General features: G+C 59.3%; 18 protein-coding genes and 2 pseudogenes. 14 read left to right on the top strand and 6 right to left on the bottom strand.

Annotated features, from left to right (window positions below; genetic code table 11):
* Positions 1–13 precede the first annotated feature (13 nt).
* The 3 genes and pseudogenes from ACOI7D_RS10195 (at position 14) to ACOI7D_RS10185 (ending at position 2,274) form a co-directional block, all read left to right on the top strand.
* Positions 14–950: pseudogene (locus ACOI7D_RS10195) on the top strand (LysR family transcriptional regulator).
* A gap of 487 nt (positions 951–1,437) precedes the next feature.
* The gene (locus ACOI7D_RS10190) at positions 1,438–2,010 is read left to right on the top strand and encodes a hypothetical protein (RefSeq protein ID WP_130940495.1); all 573 of its coding nucleotides are present in this window, start codon (positions 1,438–1,440) and stop codon (positions 2,008–2,010) included.
* Between the two features lie 90 nt (positions 2,011–2,100).
* Positions 2,101–2,274, top strand: coding sequence for a hypothetical protein (locus ACOI7D_RS10185; RefSeq protein WP_165453616.1), 174 nt, complete (start codon positions 2,101–2,103; stop codon positions 2,272–2,274).
* A gap of 626 nt (positions 2,275–2,900) precedes the next feature.
* Here the strand turns inward: ACOI7D_RS10185 and ACOI7D_RS10180 are convergent.
* The 4 genes from ACOI7D_RS10180 to ACOI7D_RS10165 all read right to left on the bottom strand — a co-directional run bounded on the left by ACOI7D_RS10180 (position 2,901) and on the right by ACOI7D_RS10165 (position 7,525).
* A complete protein-coding gene (locus ACOI7D_RS10180; RefSeq protein ID WP_101867504.1) occupies positions 2,901–3,890 on the bottom strand; it encodes an isopenicillin N synthase family dioxygenase in 990 nt (329 codons plus the stop codon).
* Between the two features lie 20 nt (positions 3,891–3,910).
* A complete protein-coding gene (locus ACOI7D_RS10175; protein WP_023289989.1) occupies positions 3,911–5,329 on the bottom strand; it encodes an amidohydrolase family protein in 1,419 nt (472 codons plus the stop codon).
* An 11-nt stretch (positions 5,330–5,340) separates the two neighbouring features.
* Positions 5,341–6,330, bottom strand: coding sequence for an ABC transporter substrate-binding protein (locus ACOI7D_RS10170; RefSeq protein ID WP_109547246.1), 990 nt, complete (start codon positions 6,328–6,330; stop codon positions 5,341–5,343).
* A gap of 295 nt (positions 6,331–6,625) precedes the next feature.
* Complete coding sequence (locus ACOI7D_RS10165; RefSeq protein WP_004202952.1) at positions 6,626–7,525, bottom strand: LysR family transcriptional regulator; 900 nt, start codon at positions 7,523–7,525, stop codon at positions 6,626–6,628.
* 205 nt (positions 7,526–7,730) lie between these two features.
* On the opposite strand from ACOI7D_RS10165, the gene ACOI7D_RS10160 reads away from it, so the two are divergent.
* The 11 genes from ACOI7D_RS10160 (at position 7,731) to ACOI7D_RS10110 (ending at position 17,058) form a co-directional block, all read left to right on the top strand.
* Positions 7,731–8,699 (top strand): PDR/VanB family oxidoreductase, encoded by a 969-nt coding sequence (locus ACOI7D_RS10160; protein WP_050533360.1) that lies wholly within the window; start codon positions 7,731–7,733, stop codon positions 8,697–8,699.
* An 11-nt stretch (positions 8,700–8,710) separates the two neighbouring features.
* A complete protein-coding gene (locus tag ACOI7D_RS10155) occupies positions 8,711–9,994 on the top strand; it encodes an amidohydrolase family protein (protein ID WP_109547245.1) in 1,284 nt (427 codons plus the stop codon).
* Positions 9,984–10,463: a RidA family protein gene (locus ACOI7D_RS10150; protein WP_016161230.1), complete on the top strand. Its 480-nt coding sequence runs from the start codon at positions 9,984–9,986 to the stop codon at positions 10,461–10,463. Before ACOI7D_RS10155 ends, ACOI7D_RS10150 begins: the two co-directional genes overlap by 11 nt.
* Positions 10,460–11,341 carry a creatininase family protein gene (locus ACOI7D_RS10145; RefSeq protein ID WP_032453162.1) on the top strand — a complete coding sequence of 294 codons (882 nt, stop codon included), beginning with the start codon at positions 10,460–10,462 and terminating at the stop codon, positions 11,339–11,341. Before ACOI7D_RS10150 ends, ACOI7D_RS10145 begins: the two co-directional genes overlap by 4 nt.
* The gene (locus tag ACOI7D_RS10140; protein WP_109547244.1) at positions 11,341–12,324 is read left to right on the top strand and encodes an ABC transporter substrate-binding protein; all 984 of its coding nucleotides are present in this window, start codon (positions 11,341–11,343) and stop codon (positions 12,322–12,324) included. The genes ACOI7D_RS10145 and ACOI7D_RS10140 overlap by 1 nt, the downstream gene beginning before the upstream one ends.
* Entirely contained in the window at positions 12,321–13,151 is an 831-nt protein-coding gene (locus ACOI7D_RS10135; protein ID WP_023289995.1) for an ABC transporter ATP-binding protein, read from the top strand. The genes ACOI7D_RS10140 and ACOI7D_RS10135 overlap by 4 nt, the downstream gene beginning before the upstream one ends.
* A gap of 1 nt (position 13,152) precedes the next feature.
* Positions 13,153–13,968 carry an ABC transporter permease gene (locus ACOI7D_RS10130; RefSeq protein ID WP_023289996.1) on the top strand — a complete coding sequence of 272 codons (816 nt, stop codon included), beginning with the start codon at positions 13,153–13,155 and terminating at the stop codon, positions 13,966–13,968.
* 26 nt (positions 13,969–13,994) lie between these two features.
* Positions 13,995–15,416, top strand: a complete 1,422-nt coding sequence (locus ACOI7D_RS10125) for an FAD-binding oxidoreductase (RefSeq protein ID WP_162543115.1) — start codon at positions 13,995–13,997, stop codon at positions 15,414–15,416.
* A 391-nt stretch (positions 15,417–15,807) separates the two neighbouring features.
* On the top strand, positions 15,808–16,284 hold the full coding sequence (locus tag ACOI7D_RS10120) for a hypothetical protein (protein ID WP_109547594.1): 477 nt from the start codon (positions 15,808–15,810) through the stop codon (positions 16,282–16,284).
* Between the two features lies 1 nt (position 16,285).
* The gene (locus ACOI7D_RS10115) at positions 16,286–16,717 is read left to right on the top strand and encodes a hypothetical protein (protein WP_032453166.1); all 432 of its coding nucleotides are present in this window, start codon (positions 16,286–16,288) and stop codon (positions 16,715–16,717) included.
* Between the two features lie 41 nt (positions 16,718–16,758).
* Positions 16,759–17,058 (top strand): hypothetical protein, encoded by a 300-nt coding sequence (locus ACOI7D_RS10110; RefSeq protein ID WP_109547243.1) that lies wholly within the window; start codon positions 16,759–16,761, stop codon positions 17,056–17,058.
* Positions 17,059–17,147: 89 nt separating this feature from the next.
* On the opposite strand, the gene chrA is transcribed toward ACOI7D_RS10110, so the two are convergent.
* Together chrA and ACOI7D_RS10100 are read right to left on the bottom strand one after the other, a co-directional pair.
* Complete coding sequence (gene chrA, locus ACOI7D_RS10105) at positions 17,148–18,515, bottom strand: chromate efflux transporter (RefSeq protein ID WP_109547242.1); 1,368 nt, start codon at positions 18,513–18,515, stop codon at positions 17,148–17,150.
* Positions 18,484–18,773 (bottom strand): annotated as a pseudogene (locus ACOI7D_RS10100) (chromate resistance protein ChrB domain-containing protein); the annotation flags it as partial. The gene chrA and the pseudogene ACOI7D_RS10100, both read right to left, overlap by 32 nt.
* Positions 18,774–18,875 lie beyond the last annotated feature (102 nt).

Genomic DNA, 18,875 nt, shown 5'->3' with positions numbered 1-18,875 from the left:
AGGTTTATAATCGATGGACAGTCTCACCTCGCTAACGTCCTTTGTCCGCACCGCCGAAACGCTAAGCTTTGTTCAGGCCGCCAGGCTGCTGGGCATTTCAGCCTCGGCGGTGGGTAAGAATGTCGCCCGGCTTGAGCATAAGCTGGGGGTCCGGCTGTTTAACCGCAGCACCAGAAACGTCAGCCTGACGGCGGAGGGGGCCGCGTTTCTGACCCGCTGCCAGAGTATCCTGGAGCAGATCCAGGAGGCCGAGTCTGAGCTGACGAGCAGTCTCACACAGCCCTCCGGCAAATTGAGAATTTCACTGCCTGTCATCGGCTACCGCCTGCTGCTCCCTGCCCTCACCGCCTTTAGCCGTCTTTATCCGCAGGTTGAACTGGATCTCGATTTTAGTGACCGGCTGGTCAATCTGATCGATGAGGGATTTGATATCGCTATCCGCAGCGGTGAACTAGCGGACTCCCGCTTGATCGCCAGAAAGCTGGGGGGTTTTCGTTTTGTGCTCTGCGCCAGCCCGGCATATCTGGCGGAATACGGCGTTCCCGGCTCGCCAGCGGAATTGGCGGCGCACAAGTGCATTTTTTTTCGCTTCCCTTCGACGGGGCTGATCCAGCCCTGGGAACTGCGCGATATGCGGCTGACGGGGGATTTCAGGGCCGCTTCCGTGATGAGGGTCAATAACATTGAGGCTGCCATTCGCTTAAGCGCGGCGGGGATGGGTATCGCCTATGTCCCTGATTTTGTTGTGCGTGAGGCCATCAATGAGGGACACCTGCAAGAGGTATTGCCCGGCTGTTGCGTCAAGGATGGGCATTTCTCCGTCCTGTGGCCTGCCAGCCGCTACCTGTCGCCGCGAATACGCTGTTTTATCGATTTTATGGCTGCGGCAGAAATACCCTTGTCACCCGCATCGACAACCCCCGTCCCTTATGTCTAACAATTTGTGGTGATTAGCTACCCCCACTGAAGCAGAGTGAGCCGCCCCCTTCCCTTAAGGTCAGTAAAGTCAGCACCGCTGAACCTTGATTCGCAGCACATGGCCCTCTGCTTCACCTTTCACGCCAGCACATCAGGTTGAACGGTTACCGGGAGCTCGACTCCGTATATCCAAGGCGAACAGGTGTGGAGTAAATCCGAGTTCTTCGTTTCATGACAACGTTCCCCCTTGATTAAGGAAAGCGCTGCATCGACCGATTGAACTCACAGAACGAATCGGACGTACTGGGTAAGTTTAAAGTCTGCTGCGAGCGATCATCAGTCGTTCATAATTGTATCGACATAAATCTTGCGAGCAATGCCGTGTGGCAATCAGCTGGGAACAGTCATGTCAGCCCTCTAGAACCACGTATAGCGAGCGGAACAGGTCAGAATAACTCGCCTACTTCCACACTTGAACGATATAATTGCTGTAGGACAAAAGATAAAGGATGACATGAAGTGAGCTTCCTATCTACTCAGCAAATACATGATCAATGTCTAGCAACAACACAAGAAGCTATTGAATCACTTGGATGGACTAATATCTCTGTAGGCGTTTTGAGCGATGAAGAGAGACGCCAGCTTGAAGATGCAAGTTTACAAAGCCACTTGGACTGGCGATGGGCGATGCAGACCTATCGCGGTGACGCTGAAGATGGAATACTGGATATAACGTTAAAGCTGATCGACCGTGATGAGCCCGAACAGCTTCATGCGGTTATCATTTGTAAATACGACTGGCGGCGAGAGCAATTCTCAATTTGCATGTTAGAAAACTTCATTTCAGATGAGGATACCGACCTAACAGGCAATGTGTTGATCATCGCACTTATTTACGCGACTACCTTCTGCCAGATCGCGGAGCTTGACGACGTTTATATTCAAGATCCTACTGAAGATGCACAACCGCGTTACAGGAGCTACGGATTTGCCCAAGTATGGAATGACCACAGTAAGATGTCTGCAGATGTGTGCGACATCCTCGACACCATACGACGGAAAGTGAATGGCATTGACCCAGATGAAGAATGACAGTCTCAATCAGCAGTCGATGGGCTGTTTGTTTAATGAACGCATTTGTTATAAAATTACCCATAGGGTCTATAGCCAAAGAGGTTAACCATGATCAAACAACATAAAAAAATCACTTCTGATAAAGCTATGGCCAGTGCAAGACGCTCTCTAGACTTCTGGGCTTCCATCGATGGCAACAAACTTGCCAAAGTTGGTCAGAAGGAAAAAGACATGGATATGGTCGGGCCGAAGAAAGGTGTAAAGCCAGTAAGCCTCGGATAATATTCATCATCCCTATCAAAAAATAAGGCTCCCATTGGGAGCCTTATTCATATCATAACGGTTTCCCGTTACCAGATTCGCTCTTCTCTTTGCTGAGCTGCTGTTTAGCATATGTGACCTTTCCCAAGGACGTAGGAGTTGTTAGCTGATCTACTCCCCTTAAACGAATGAAGCATGATGTTAGGAACTTCCGCTCTTGGCACAGAGCAGACGTTAACACCTACAGCATCAGGAAGCTTCTGAATGCCGCGTCAGCGGCATGGAGGCCCAGATGAGGTTACATGTGTCTCTGGAGTCAAATGGCGCCGAAAGCCCGGCGTAGCCGTTTACCGAGCTATAAATTCTGCCTCCCCCTGCCCTGGTTAGCCTTAACCCACTAACAGCAACAAAGAAGTTAAGGTAATCCCTTTAACCCCGGTGAGCTGGCTTTACGGCGTTTACGACATAAAGGGCGTGATTTCAGGGGCCTTTACCAAGGTAGCTTGCTGCTGACGCTTAGGGGGATGTTCTTAAGATATTTCAGCAACACCAGGAAACTTAACACGGTAGCTGAAAAGCCCAGCGCCGGATATCCTGCCGCGCGGCCAGCGAAAGCCGGCGACAGGAAAACCACTCAAGAGTACATCCTACCCTTTGGCGAAATTGGCCTGGATCCGCTGCTGCAGATAATCCTCGGCGCTGATGGGCGGGTACTTCCTCTGCGGCCCAAGGATCTCGACATCTTTATTGGCCTGGCAGAAAAACGCCAGGCTGTAGCGCGGCCCCTGATATTCGTGGGGCTGCGGGTTTCTCACCCGGTGGAAGTTAGACGGCAGCTGGTCGTCGCTCCAGCGCATCAGCATATCGCCGATATTGCAGGTGATGACCTCTTCCCTTGGCTCAATGCTGGTCCACTGCTGGCTTTCGCGGTCCTTGCCAGGGCAGACCTGCAGGCCGCCCTGACCGGGGCGCTGGAACAGCAGCGTCAGGCAGTCAAAATCGGTATGCGCGCCGGCCCGCCACATCCCCTGCTGCGACTGCTCGGTTGCATAGTAGTGCAGCATGCGCAAGGTGCTCTGATAGGTGTCACGCTGCGGATCGTGCGCGGTGGTAAAAAACGATTCCGGAAAACCGAGCTTTAAAGCAAAGCAGGAGAGGATCTTCATCCCCAGCTGCCAGCACTGCGATTCAAATCCGAGCATCGTCTGTCGGAAGCCTGGCAGCTCCCGATCGCTGGGCCAGCGCCCGTCCATCAGCGGACGGGTTATCTGATATGACTCTTTTTGATCCGGCGTGCGGGTCGATGGCCGGACCTGCGCCTTGCTCTCCCAGCCGGCGTTGCCGGCCAGCGGATACTGGCGCTTCACCTCGTCGGGCAGGTCGAAAAACGCCTCGGTCGTGCTGAACGCCTGGCGGATCGCCGCCAGCGGAATACCGTGATGGCTGACCTGGAAGAAACCGATCTCCACCGCCGCCTCCCACAGTTGTTCGGCAATGTCATTTTTTCTTTCGGCAAAGTTAGACAGGTCGATACAGCGCACTTCGCGGGCGAAGGTCTCTTCGCCCTGGGCGCCCATCAGCGCCTCTTTTTCCAGTTCCTGTAAGGCATAGCGTTGATTTTGGGTGGTTGTGTTCATCGTCATTATCCTGTGATCAGTTAAACAGCGGCGCGCTGTTGAAGGGTACGGACTGCCGCCAGCGCGTCGTGGCGCATCGCGTCAAGGTCGAGACCGGGAATGGCGTCATCTTCCACGATGGGCCGGCCATTCAGCAGCAGCGCCTTCAGCGCGGCGCGGCCGCCGCAGGCCACCGGGCCAATCGCCATATCATGCAGGCCGAAGTAGCGCGGATCGTCCAGCCGGTAAATGGCGAGGTCCGCCTGCATCCCGACCTGCAGGGTGCCGCTCTGCGCTAAGCCAAGGATCTGCGCCCCGCCGGCGCTGCCCCAGCGCACCACATCCTCCACCGTGGCCGCATCGGCTCCGCCCTCGAAGGTGCCTCCGGCGTAGCGCGGCTGCGCCAGCATCCCTTTGCGCGCGCGCTGCAGCAACCATGCGGCATGGGCTTCGCTTTGCATATCCGCCGCTTCATTGGAGGCAGCGCCGTCCACCCCCAGCGAGACCGGGACCCCGGCCTGCTCCAGCGCCAGCAGATCGGCGATGCCGCTGCCCAGCCGGCCATTGCTTTGCGGACAATGAGCAATGCCGGTTCCGGTGCGGCCCAGCAGGGCAATCTCCTCCGGCAGAAGCTTCACCAGATGGGCAAACCACACGTCATTTCCCAGCCAGTCGTGCTCCGCGCAGAACTGCACCGGCGTCATGGCGAATTTCTGCCGCGCGGCGTCAAGATAATCGACGGTTTCCGATAAATGGCTGTGCAGCCGGATCCCCAGCTGGCGGGCCAGCTTCGCCATCTCCCGCAGCTGGGCGCCCGGCGCGGAGTGCAGGACGGTAGTGGGCGCCATCACCACCCGGCGCAGCGAGTCGGGCCGCGGGTCGTGATAGCGGCTGACCAGCCGTTCAATATCCGCCATATAGCCGTCGAAGGTTTCCGGACGCAGCGCCACCGGCAGATCCTGCTCCACCGCCCGACCCTGGGTCGCCCCACCCCGGCACAGAACGATGCGCATCCCCAGCGCTTCCCCTTCGCTGAAGAGAATCTCCGACGTGTCGAAAGGCATATCCGGCCAGTACAGGTAGTTGTGATCCGCCACGCTGGCGCAGCCCGAGCGCAGGAGCTCCACCAGACCAATGCGCACCGCCAGACGAAAAGTATGTTCATCGAAAGCCGCGCGAAAGCGGTACGGCGTGGCGCTCAGCCAGGCCGTCAGGCTCTGGTTCAGCCCCTGCGGCTCGCCCTTCAGCAGCGACTGAAAAAGATGATGGTGCGTATTCACCCATGCCGGATAGATTACGCAGTCGCGGGCGTCGATCAGTCGCTCTTCCGGCAGCGGCGTCAGGCTGCCGATGGCCGCAATCTTGCCGTCGCGGATGCGAATATCCGGCCCGGCCAGCCGCGCCGCCTCTCCGGACAGACCGCTGAGGATGGCATGGGCATTTTTAATGATGAATGACATGGCGTCGCTCCTCAGGGTTTTACCTGCATGGTCTGGACAAAGTCGGTGGTATAGGCCTGTTTCCAGTCGGTGGCCGCCGCCAGCAGACCGGCGCTGACCATAAAATCGCGCGTCTTTTGCCAGCGGGCGTCGGTCATCGTCCCCCAGCCCTGGCTGGCGGCATCCCCGCCGTCGATCAGATGATGCTCACGGATCTGGGTCACGCCCCAGGCGAGCAGATCGTCGGTCATTTTCGGGTTGTCCTGCTTAATCAACGCATTTCCCGGCGCCGGATCCTTGAGATAGCTCACCCAACCCTCCATTGAGGCGCGGACAAACTTCGCCATCGCCGCTTTACGCTCAGCGATGGTGTCCGGGCGGGCGATGAGAATGCCGCCATAGGGAGGGTAACCATGCTCAGAAAAGAGGAAGAAGTTCGCCTTCACCCCGGCCTTCTGCACCTGGAACACCTCGGAGCTGACATAGGCCTGCTGGGCGACAGCGTCGTCGACGACAAAGGGTTGAATATTGAAGGTATAGGGGCGAACCTGAGCGTCGCTCAGCTGGTATTGCGCCTTCAGCCACGGCCACCATGTCGCCTGACCGGAGCTGGAGACCAGAATGGTTTTGTCTTTCAGCCCCTGCAGGGAGGTGACATCGGCGTGGGTCAGCAGCCCCTGGGGATCGTACTGAAAGGGCGCGGCAATGGCTTTCGCCTGGAAGCCGCGCTGAATGCCTTCCAGCAGCTGCAGATCGTAACCGATGATCACATCGGCCCGCTTCGACAACAGCAACTGCATGCCGTTGACCTGCGGTCCACCGGAGCGGATCTCGACGTCGAGACCATATTTTTTGTACAGCCCAGTGGCCTGAGCCTGATAATAACCCCCCTGCTCCGCCTGAGCGTACCAGGAGGTCAGCAGAACGATTTTTTCCTCGGCCTGAACGGCCAGCGAGACACCGCTGAGGGCCATCAGGCCCAGCCAGCGTAAGCCCCGGGGAAGGCGTGCGCCTGTTTTCATTATCCCTCTCCTCTTTACGCCGGGAGGGGGAGCGAGCGAATGTGGCTCAGCCTCCCATCCCGGTCAACATTGAACCGCGACATGGTGACTGAGCAATGTACCGTATGGATAACCCGTACTGACCGCTTCTACTCACACTCAGATATACAAAAACAATGCCAGATTTGATGGCCCGCGAGCGGCCGCGAAAAATCGCCTGCGCCGCCGCCCTTGGGCATGCAACCTTTGATTCATGCACACAATAAATGCACCACTTTGGTGCGTTGATGAATGATTTTAGTGCCTGTCCGGTCTCTCACAGCTGGCTGAAGAGCATCTCCAGCTGGTTCAGCATCATCGAGGCGGCAAGGGAAAGCTGGCGGGCGGGCGAGACGCACAGCGCCAGGGTGAAAGGCTTAAGCTGCGGATCGGTTAGCGGCACAAACGCCAGCTGGCCGGACTCGATCTCATCGAGAATATCCAGCCGGCACAGGATGCCGATGCCCATCTGCTCTTTGATCAGGGTGCGGATCATGTGGATGTTATTCGATACCGCCACCTCCTTCACCTCGTTGCCGCTGATGTTCACCAGCGCCTCCACCGGTTCGCTGATCATCAACGGGGCGGATGGCAGGATAAACGGGTAGTCGATGCACTGGCTAAAGCGCACAGCGCTGCGGCTGGCCAGCGGATGGCCGGTCGGCACTACGATCCCCATATTCATTTCGGCAAACGCCCGCACCTGCAGTTCGCGGGAGGTCTGCGGATTGAGCATGATGCCGAAATCCGCCTCGCCGGAGATCAGCGCCTGCTGGATGTGGATATTGTTGATGGTGGTCAATGTAAAAGAGATGTTGGGATAATGTTTGTGCACCTCTTTGAGCATCGTCGAAAAGAAATGCCGGTTAATGGCATCGATAGTGGCGATGCGCACATGCCCCCGCCGCAGTCCGCGCAGGTCATCCAGCTGCTCGCAGACCCGGGTAAAGTCCTTTTTCCAGTTATTGGCCGCGTGCAGCAGCAGCTCCCCGGCGGCGGTCAGCCGCAGCCCGGTGGGATGGCGCTCGAAGAGCGGCATCGCCAGCTCCTGTTCCACGCGCAAAATCTGACGGTCAATAGAAGACGCAGACACATGCAGCGCCTCTGACGCTTTACGAAACGACCCCTGACGGGCCACTTCGGTGAAATAGAGCAGAAATCGGGAGAAGGCAAACATCGTTTGGGTGCTCTCTTTTTTGCAACGGGTTGTGCGAATCAAAGCTCTGGACGCAACAGTTTTATCACAATACCGTAGCATTTATAGCGGAGAAACGATCGTTTCATCCATTTTTGCACGCCGGACAGTCACCGCGAAGGAGCGGGTATCCCTTCGCTGCCCCTGGCCGCCCTGCAGACAGCGGATTGAGGGAGAGAAAACGGTAATGCACAGCCACGATCTTATTTCGGTCTCGGTGGGGGAAATACGCCCCAACGGCGAGGGAAATCTATCTTTAATATTGCAGGCGGCGGCCGGGGAAATATTACCGGCCTACTCCGCCGGGGCGCATATCGATATTATTATTCCCGGCGTTGGCCCGCGGCAATATTCGCTGTGCGGCATGCCTGACCGCGGTAATCATTATGAAGTTTGCGTCCGGCTGACGGATGCGTCCACCGGCGGCTCACGCTATTTGCACCAGCAACTCAAACACGGCGATCGGCTCTCCATATCGTCGCCGCGCAACCATTTCCCCCTGCCGGAGGCCGGGCGCTACCTGCTGTTTGCCGGCGGTATCGGCATCACGCCTTTGCTGGCGATGGCCGAAGCGATTGCCGCCAGAAAAGGGGCGCTGGAGCTGCATTATTATGTCGCCAGCTCGCGCCAGACGGCCTTCACATCGCGCCTGGCCCAGCTGGCCGCGAGCGGCACGGTGGCGATCCACTGCAGCGAGGAAGGCGCGTCGTTTCGCCAGCGGATCCCCGAATGCTTAACCACGCCCCACCCTGATACCGCAGTGGTGGCCTGCGGCCCGGAGGGCTTTATTCAGCGACTGCGGTCAGTCATGGAGGAATATCGCTGGTCGCCGTCGCAATTCGTATTCGAGCGCTTTACTCCCGCGGCGGAAAATAATATCGCGGCGAACAACGCATTTTATATTGAGCTGGCCTCCAGCGGGCAGCGTCTGCTGGTCGCCGCGGATCAAACCATTGCTCAGGTATTACAGCATGCCGGGGTGGAGGTGATGCTCTCCTGCGAACAGGGAATGTGCGGATCGTGTATTACCGGGGTTCTCGACGGGCTCCCCGAACACCGGGACAGCGTGCTGACGGCGGAAGAGAAAGCCGGCAACGACCAGATCACGCTCTGCTGTTCGCGGGCGAAATCGCCGGGTCTGGTTTTGGATCTGTGAGGAGACTGACGATGACGTTCCCCTCCTCTTGCGCGCCGCTCGCCGGCATCAGCCGCGCCCGACTTCCGGCCTGGGCGCTGCCCGACGGCTGGCCGACGCAGGCCAACGGTGAACCGCGGCTGGCGGACCTGGCCTTTCGCGATGGACGGATCGCCGCCGTGACGCCGTCCGCCGAGCCGGCTCCCGGCCTGTGGGACCTGGCGGGGGCCCTGACGCTCCCCGGCCTGGTGGAACCCCATGCCCATCTGGACAAAACCTTTACCATTGAACGCTGCCGTCCGGCGCAGGCCGGGCTGCTGGCGGCGATCCACGCCATGCACGAGGATCGCCGACACTGGACCATGGCGGATATTCAACGTCGGGCGTCCGCCGCGCTGGCCCGGGCGGCAGCAAATGGCGTGACCCATTTACGCAGCCATATCGACTGGTTTACCGCCGACGCGCCGGACGCCTGGCAGGAGATCGCCCGTCTCGATACCGGCGGCATCACCCTGGAACGGGTGGCGCTGGTCCCGCTGCCCCTGTTTCGCGATCCGGCGGACGCCGAGGCCATTGCCCGGACGGTCGCCAACAGCGGGGAGCGCTGCCTGCTGGGGGGCTTCATTCACTCCTCCAACTGGGACGCCGCCGCCATGGCAAACCTGCTGCGCAGCGCGGCCCGCTGGGAACTGGATCTGGATTTGCATATCGATGAGGAGCTCAGCAAGGTGTCTCAGGGGCTGACCTGGCTGGCGGATCATCTCTCCCGCCACCCATTCCCCGGGCATATCTGCTGCAGCCACGGCTGCGCGCTGGCCGCCGGCAGCGACGCGCAGGCGGCGCTGATCCTGCGCCAGCTGGCGGCGCACGGCGTCACCCTTATCGCCCTGCCGATGACCAACCTGCTGCTGCAGGATGCGACGTTCGGCCGCACGCCGCGCCAGCGGGGGATCACCCTGCTGCACGAGGCGCAGGCCGCCGGCGTGGCCACCCTGCTTGGGTGCGACAACGTGCAGGACGCTTTTTGTCCGGCGGGAAGCTACGACCCGCTGGATACCCTGGCCTGCGGCCTGTTCAGCGCCCAGCTCAGCGACCCGTTCGACCGGCAGTCTCGGCTGATCTGCGATCGCGCGGCGCTGACCGGTTCGCCGGCAGACGCGGCCCCTTTTGCCGTCGGGGCGGCGGCCAGCGTGGTGATTTTCCCGGGTAGCGACCGTTTTACCTGGCCTTTAAACAGCGCCGCCCGTCTGGTGGTTAACCACGGCAGGTTAACCCACCGGCGAGTGTGGCAGGAGGAGATGGCACATGAGTCTTGAAGCAGGCGCAGGGGCGCCGCTGGCGCGGTATGCCGCCTGGCGCAGAGCCGGCGATTTTATTTTTCTCTCCGGCATTATTCCGGTCAATCCCCTGACCGGCACCATCGTCAACGGCTTTCAGGATGTGCCTGAGCCGGTGCGGGAGCTGCTGGGGGCGACCGGGGAATTTTCAACCGATGCGAAACAGGGGCCGATCCTCGCCCAGAGCTGGTACGTACTGGAAAGCATCCGCCGCACCGTGGCGTCCGCGGGGGGGCAGATGAGCGACGTTATCAAGCTGGTGCAGTACTTTCGCAACCTTGACCATTTTCCCTATTACAGCCGGGTCAGGAAGCTGTTTTATCCCGACCAGCCGCCCGTATCCACCGTGGTGCAGGTCAGCGAAATGCTGCCCGACGCCACGGTATTGATTGAAGTCGAAGCAACCGTCTGGTTACCCCAGCCAATTCACTCCGAGGCACCGCGATGATTAACGGTTACATTCCTGCAGCGCGCTTTCTCCCTTTCCTGAGCTGGACGGACGTGGCCGCCCTGCCGGATAAAAGCAATACGGTTATCGTCCTCCCCACCGGGGCGATCGAACAGCACGGCCCGCATCTGCCCTGCTCGGTGGACAGCGTGATATCTTCCGGCGTGGCGGGCCATGCCCTCGCCCGGCTGCCGGCGGCGATCCCGGCCTACGCCATCCCGCCGATCGTCTACGGTAAGTCAGAGGAGCATCTGCATTTTCCCGGCACCCTTACCCTCAGCGGCGATACCCTGCTGCATACCCTGCTGGAGATCGCCGAATCCCTCTATCGGGCCGGTTTTCGCAAGCTGCTGATGATCAACGGCCACGGCGGCCAGCCGCAGATCCTGCAGATCGCCTGCCGGGAAATGCGCCTGCGCCATGGGGATTTCATCGCCATCCCGCACGACGTGTTCAACGTGCCCAACTGCGAAAAACAGTTCCTCAGCCCGCATGAACAGCGGATGGCAATGCACGCCGGGCATAGCGAAACGGCGCTGATGCTGGCGCTGGCGCCGGAGTGCGTTCATATGGAGCGGGCGGTCGCCAACTTCCCGCCGGAATTCCCCTGTCCGACCCTGTCGAAAGGCCGCCCGGCGGCGGCGTGGGCGTCCTATGACTTTGGCCCCAGCGGGGTGATTGGCGACCCAACCCCGGCGACGCGGGAGCAAGGCGAAGGGCTTCTCGACTCCCTCGCCGCCAGCTGGGCGCAGGCAATCATCGAGATCCACCGCATGGCCTGGGTCGAACGTCGCGAACCGACCTGGGGCAAACAGCACTGGCACGGCTTTGTACAGTCCCTACCACCCTCTTTCGCTGCTGAATCCAAGGAGCCCTGATGAATACCAGATCAACGCCAGTTTTTACCCTGCTGACCGTGGCCGCCCTCGCGGCCTCAGCCTCCTGCGTCGCGGCGGAGAAGTTCACGTTTCTCACCAACTGGTATGCCCAGGCGGAGCATGGCGGTTTTTACCAGGCCCAGGCCACCGGGCTGTATAAGCACGCCGGACTTGATGTCGAGATTAAAATGGGTGGCCCGCAGATCAACGTCATGCAGCTGATGGCGGCCGGTCAGGCGGACTGCACCCTTGGCGACAACGGCCAGGCGCTGGAGACCTGGCAGGCCGGGGTGCATGCGGTAACCGTCGCCACCGTGTTCCAGCACTCGCCGACGGTGTTTATCACTCATGACAAAGTGAGCAACCCGGCGGAGCTTAAAGACAAAACCTTCCTGCTCGCCACCGAGGCCTATACCTCCTTCTGGCCGTGGGCGAAGAGCGAGCTGGGTCTGGCTGGCAGCAAAGTGCGCCCCTATACCTTTAACGTCCAGCCGTTCCTCGCCGATAAAAATCTGGTGCAGCAGGGCTACGTGACCTCCGAGCCGTTCTCCGTCGCCAAAGGCGGGCAGCCGTTCTATGTCTATCCGCTCAGCGACTGGGGCTACCCGCCCTACGGCAACTCGATTATCTGTATGGCGGACACCGTCCGCAAACGTCCGGCGGCGGTGGCGGCCTTCGTCAAAGCCTCCATGGAAGGGTGGAAAAGCTACCTGCAGGATCCTGGCCCCGGCAACAGCCTGATCGGCAAAGCGAACCCGCAAATGAGCGCCGAGCAGATCGCTTTTGGCATTGCCCAGATGAAGCAGTACCAGCTGGTGACCGGCGGCGACGCCATGACCGGCGGCATCGGCATCATCACCGAGCCACGGCTGAAGAAAACCTGGGACATGCTGGTGAAAAACAACCTGATCGACGCCAGCAAGGTGCCGTTTGAGCAGACTTACACCCTGGAGATGGTCAAAGACGCCGGAGTGATGCCATGAATACCGCCCCGAAACTGACCGTGATGAGCGACACCCGCTTTATACCCGCCTCCGCCACGCCGGCCATCGAGGTGCTGTCGGCGGAGAAGATCTACAGCAACGGCACCCGGGCGCTGCTGCCCGTCAATCTGACCATCAACCAGGGGGAGTTCATTACCCTGCTCGGCCCGTCCGGCTGCGGGAAGAGCACCCTGCTGAAGATGGTCGCCGGCCTGGTGGAGCCCAGCGACGGCAAGCTGATGCTGTGGCGGCGCGACAGCCGGGAAAAAGCCCAGCATCCGCTCTCGTTCGTCTTCCAGGAGGCCACCCTGATGCCCTGGAGCAGCGTGCGCAATAACGTCAGGCTGCCGCTGGATCTGGCCGGCGTGCCGCGCGCGGAGGGCAACACCCGGGTGAGTGAAGTCCTTGAGCTGGTGGGGCTCGGCAAGTTCGCCGACGTCCTGCCGCGCGAACTCTCCGGCGGCATGCAAATGCGCGTCTCCATCGCCCGCGGCCTGGTCACCCGGCCAAAGCTGCTGCTGATGGATGAGCCCTTCGGCGCGCTGGATGAAATTACGCGGAACAAGCTCGACAGCGATCTGCTGCGCCTGTGGCAGGAGCAGAATCTGACGGTGGTCTTCGTCACCCACTCGATCCACGAAGCGGTGTTTCTCTCGCAGCGGGTGATCATGATGGCGGCCCGTCCCGGACGGGTGGTGGAAGATATCGCCATCCGGGAGCCGTTCCCGCGCAGCGAGGCGTTCCGCGTCAGCCCGGCATTTTCCCTGTATGCCCGTCAGCTGCAGGACAGTCTGTTGCAGGCCAGCCAGTCCGGTATGGAGCCATAATATGAAGACCACAACCTCAACGCCGTGGATCCAGCATCCGCGTTTTCTCAAAATTCTCTATCCGACCCTCGTCGCGGTGGCGGTGGTGCTCCTCTGGCAGGGCGCGGTAAGCTATTTCCGCATCCCGGCCTTTCTGGTGCCGTCGCCGCTGGTGATGCTGGACAGCCTGTGGACGCATCTCACGCCGCTGCTGCTGGCGCTACTGTTCACCCTCAAGATCACCCTGATCTCGTTTCTGCTGTCGATTGTCATCGGCGCCGCCGTGGCGTTTATCCTGGTGCAGAACCGCTTTGTGGAGACCGCCCTGTTTCCCTACATCGTGTTTTTGCAGGTGACGCCGATCGTCGCCATCGCCCCGCTGATCATCATCTGGGTGAAGGACGCCACCCTCTCGCTGGTGGTGTGCGCCACCCTGATGGCGGTCTTCCCCATCATCTCCAATACCACCCAGGGACTGCGCAGCGTCTCCCCCGGCCTGCTGAGCTATTTCCGCCTCAATCACGCCAGCCGCTGGCAGACCCTGGTGCGGCTGCGTATCCCCTCGGCGCTGCCCTATTTCTTCGGCGCGCTGCGTATTTCCAGCGGGCTGTCGCTGATTGGCGCGGTGGTGGCGGAGTTTGTCGCCGGCACTGGCGGGACCAATACCGGGCTGGCCTATCAGATCCTGCAGGCCGGCTACCAGCTGGATATCCCGCTGATGTTTGCCGCGCTGCTGCTGATCTCTCTCGCCGGGATCGCGCTGTTCGGCGTGATGTCCTGGGTCTCGCGCCGGGCGCTCAGCGCCTGGCATGAAAGCGAAGCCGTGCAATCTCATTAATGTTTTGCTGACGAACAGGAAAAAGAATGATGACTGATGAACGACGTCAACAAGCGGTCGCGGCGATCCAGCAGGCACTCCCGGCGCTGGAGTGGACCCTGCAGCCGGCGAAACTCAAACGGCTTTCCCGCGATTTTCACTGGTTCAGTCCGGTACTCGCCGAGCAGCTGGCGGGAAAACAGGCGGACGCGGTGGTTCGCCCGCGCGATGAAGAGGAGCTGCGCCAGCTGGTCGCCGCCTGCGCGCAGCATCAGCTGCCGCTGACCTTGCGCGGCAGCGCCACCGGCAACTATGGACAGCTGGTCCCTCTCGAAGGAGGGATGCTGGTGGATATGACCGGGCTCAACCAGATCGTCGCCCTCGGCAACGGCACGGTGAGGGCCCAGGCCGGCATTCGCCTGGCGGACATCGAAACCGCCGCCCGCCCGACGGGCTGGGAGCTGCGCTGTATGCCGTCGACCTATCGACTGGCGAGCCTGGGCGGCCTTTACGGCGGCGGGTTCGGCGGCATCGGCTCCATCAACTATGGGCCGCTGGCGGCGCCAGGCAATGTGCTCAGCGTCAAAGTGATGACCGTCGAGCCGGTCCCTCGCGTACTGACCGTCCCGGCTCCCGAAGCGCTGCTGCTGCATCACGCCTACGGCACCAACGGCATCATTCTTGAGGTTGAGCTGGCGCTGGCTCCCGTGCACCAGTGGATAGAACGCCTGGACGTGTTTGACGATTTCGCCGATGCCCTGAACTATGCCAACGCCTGCGTCCGCTCGCCGGGGCTGGTGAAGCGCCAGGTCGCGCTGCTGGCCACGCCGATCGCTGACTATTTTAGCCACCTCAACGATCGTTACCGCGCCGGGCAGCATGCGGTTATCAGCCTGATCGCCGAAGAGAGCGAAGGCGTGTGCGCCAGCCTGTTACAGCGCCATCGCGGGGACAACGCCATCCGCCAGGCCAGCGATGAGGCCCGGGCGCACAATGGCTCGTTAATGGAATACTGCTGGAACCACACCACCCTGCATGCGCTCAAGGTGGACAATACACTGACCTATCTGCAGACCGCGTTTGATCCGCAGCGCTATCCGCAGCAAATTTTACAGATGGAACAGCATTTCGCCGGGGAGGTGATGTCTCATATTGAATTTCTGCGCGATATCGAAGGCAACCTCACCGCCAGCGGTCTGCAGCTGGTGCGCTATACCACGCCCGAACGTCTCAACGCGATCATGCAGATATTTCGCGATAACGACGTCAAAATTAACAACCCCCACGTGCTGCAGGTTGAGGACGGCAAACAAGGGGTGATTCGCCCTGACGTGGTGGCGGTGAAACAATCTCTCGACCCCGCGGGATTGCTTAACCCCGGCAAGCTGCGCGGCTGGGCGCTGCGCGACCAGCTGGAACTGGACAGCAACCCGCTGGCGCGGGCCACCCGCGAAACTCCCGCGACCTGATCGCGCCGCCCCGCTCCGCGTGCGGGCAAACGCGGAGCGGGCCCGTTTCTCTTCCCCCTGCCCGCACGGCGAGTTTTTTTACGCCACTCATTCATATGAATGAGTGGCGTCTCTGTTTCCTCCGTTATACTCATCAAAAAAGCGACGATAAATTTATTATCGCGGGTTAAATTCACGGTTCAATATTGCTCTCGAGTTAAATTGTCATTTCTGGCAGGTACTGGCAAATAGTTTATTATTCGCGATCATTAAATTATCACTTGCCCCTTGCCTACCTGAACAATAAAAAATGACCGTGAAACTTACCCGCCAGGAATTATTCCTGTGCAGTAAACACTTGTTAAAAACGTTGTCATTTATTTTTATTCAACACAGAAATAGTGAGGGTGATATGAGCGATGCCATTTCTTCGCAACTTGAAAACATCATTACGATGCTGATCGCCATTAGTATCGCCTCGGAAAGAGTGGTAGAGATTATTAAAGGATATTTTCCCTGGCTTAATCTGGAAAAGCAGGATCCAGTCATAGAAGGAAAACGCAAATCTGCCCTGCAGCTATTAGCGGTGGTGGCCGGAATTGTGACGGCGTTTTTGACGCAACCCTTCGTCGCCGGCAGTTTTTCGGCCTTTAAACACCCGGATCTGATGACATTATGTATTGGCTTGATGGCGAGCGGCGGGTCTGCGTTCTGGAACGCTATCCTTAATTATCTTTTGCAAGTGAAGAACCTGAAGAAGCAACAAGTCAACAGCGTGAAGGCGGATGCAGTAGTCGATCCTCTCCCCCCATCTCCGGTTTATCAGGACGTGGTTCCTGGCGCAGAACCGGTCAGCTCAAACCCCTGTTTCAATCCGGAGGGTAAATAACATGGTATGGCGTGTCGCAAAGAGTCTGCTGATACTCAGAGATCAGATTAATCAATATGCTCCGCACCGCAATAAGGCCAGCGATGGCACCATTGGTGATGAACATCATGCCCACACCAACTCGGATCATAACCCGCAGGTGTTGGATGGAAATATTGGTGTGGTTACGGCTATCGATATTACGCACGATCCCGCTCAGGGGTGTGATGCTCAGGCGATTGTCAATGCACTGGTCGACAGCAAAGACAAACGAATTAAATACATTATCTGGAACAAACATATTATTAGCGCTTCTGTCCAGCCATGGGTATGGCGCGATTACCATGGCGCCAGCCCGCACGATAAGCATTTCCACTTATCCGTAGTGCCGGTTAAAGCGCTGTACGATTACACCTTACCGTGGCTTTTCTTTAAGCCACAAACCTGGAAGTAAAAATGAGTTAATCCTCTTTCTCCTGTTACTACGAGGCTAATATGACACAACAAACTGATATTGAGAAAATAAAAGCGGCACTCAACGCCATCGAAGAACTCGAACAGATTGCCCGTTCAACGCAGCCAGCCGATATAAAGAATTTTTGCGTGGAATATAACAAAACATGGAAAAAGAAAGTGGATGCCGCGCTGACGCTGCTTGACGGATCTACGGGCTCACTGCTTGTTAAGTTCGTTCCGTACTTACCCATGCTGCTAATGATTATTAAGATGCTTAAAGAAGGAGTTGAACAATATTGTCAATTGCAGCTCGCGGTGGAGCCTCCCGTAGATAAATAAGTGCTCACCATCCGACCAGTGCCTGCACAGGCACTGGCCTCTTCCCCGCTACCGCATCTGGCGACGTTTCTCACAGCCCGACGCCGACCTTATCCTGCGCCGGACAGTCCCGCCATATGGACGATAAGGCCCACCGCGGCGGCGGCGGCCAGCACCCAGGTCAGCTTCCACTTATAGCGAAACAGCAGCCCGGCGGCGCCCAGGGCAATGGCCGCAGACCATGGGTCGAAACCGGACGGTCCCCAGACGCTATGCCAGATAAAAAACAGCGCCAGATTCAGGATAACGCCCACCACCGCGGCGGTGATAGCAGTCAACGGCGCGGTAAATCCCACTTTATTATGCGTGGTTTCAATAAACGGCCCGCCGGCGAGAATAAAGATAAACGAGGGCAAAAAGGTAAACCATGTCACCAGGCACGCCGCCGCGATGCCCCCCAGCAGCGCATCATCGACGCCCAATACCGCTTTGGTGTAGCCGCCGACAAACCCGACAAAGGTCACCACCATGATCAACGGCCCGGGGGTGGATTCCCCAAGGGCGAGGCCGTCCATCATCTGCCCTGCGGTCAGCCAGCCATAGTGGGTTACCGCCCCCTGGTAAACGTAAGGTAAGACGGCATACGCCCCGCCAAAGGTCATCAGCGCGGCTTTGGTAAAGAACCAGCTCATCTGGGTCAGCGGATGCGCCCAGCCCAGCATTAGCGTCAGAGCGGCCATCGGCACCAGCCACAGCAGCATCCCGGCGATCAGTACCTGGGCGGTACGCCGCCAGCTGAAAATGGCATGGGCCGGGATCGGCGTCGCGTCATCAATGATGGCGGCCCCGCCGGGATGACTCTGCGCAGGGTGGGCGTCGGCTTTGCCGAATGTCGCCGGCGCCATCCGTCCGCCGATAAACCCGACGATCGCCGCGGTCAGGACGATCAGCGGAAAAGGAACGTTCAGCGCAAAAATAGCGACAAAGGCTGCGGCAGCGATGGCCCAGTAGGCGCCATTTTTCAGCGTCCGCGAGCCGATGCGGTGCGCCGCCTGCAGCACGATCGCCGCCACGGCGGGTTTGATGCCATAAAAAATCCCCGCCACCACCGCGACATCCCCCCAGACGAGGTAGATCCACGCCAGCGCGATGAGTAACGCCAGCGAGGGCAAAATAAACAGCACCCCGGCGATGACGCCTCCCCAGGTTTTATGCATCAGCCAGCCGATATAGGTCGCCAGCTGCTGCGCCTCCGGGCCGGGCAGGACCATACAAAAGTTGAGCGCGTGCAGGAATCGTCCTTCCGAGATCCAGCGGCGGTTATCCACCAGCTCCTGGTGCATCATGGCGATCTGCCCGGCAGGCCCGCCGAAGCTGATAAAGCCGAGCTTCAGCCAGAAGCGAAAGGCCTGCCAGAAGGAGACGGAGGCGACGACGGAAGGACTGTCACTCTGCGGAAGAACCACCGTTTTGCTCATGATTGCCAGACCTCATTTCACAGGATCTCAGTATGCCGTCGAACAGCGAGCAGGCTGCCGCCAGCAGTTGGTCATCGTCCGTAATGGTTTCCCGCAGCTCTGCAAGAATGCTTTCTCCCCCCGCCTCCGGGGTCGGTTCCCCACCGACGTCCAGGAAGTGGATAAGCCGCCCCAGGGTATCGGGATCGCGGCCTCCAGAGCACTGCGTCGGGCCAGAACGTCGAAGGTCACCCGCGTGCCGACGTGCTCTTCAGGGCTCAGCGGCTTGAGACATCGTCAGGTTGAGGGTCAGGAGATGCATTGTCATGCTGTAGACATTACTACAGCATGTCGCGTATGTGACGTTTTCCCACGCGCTGG

This window comes from Klebsiella sp. C360 (genome assembly GCF_048822415.1).
Taxonomy (GTDB): domain Bacteria; phylum Pseudomonadota; class Gammaproteobacteria; order Enterobacterales; family Enterobacteriaceae; genus Klebsiella; species Klebsiella quasipneumoniae.
The sequence above is the reverse complement of the archived record's forward strand: the minus strand, read 5'-3'. Positions and strand labels throughout refer to the sequence as shown.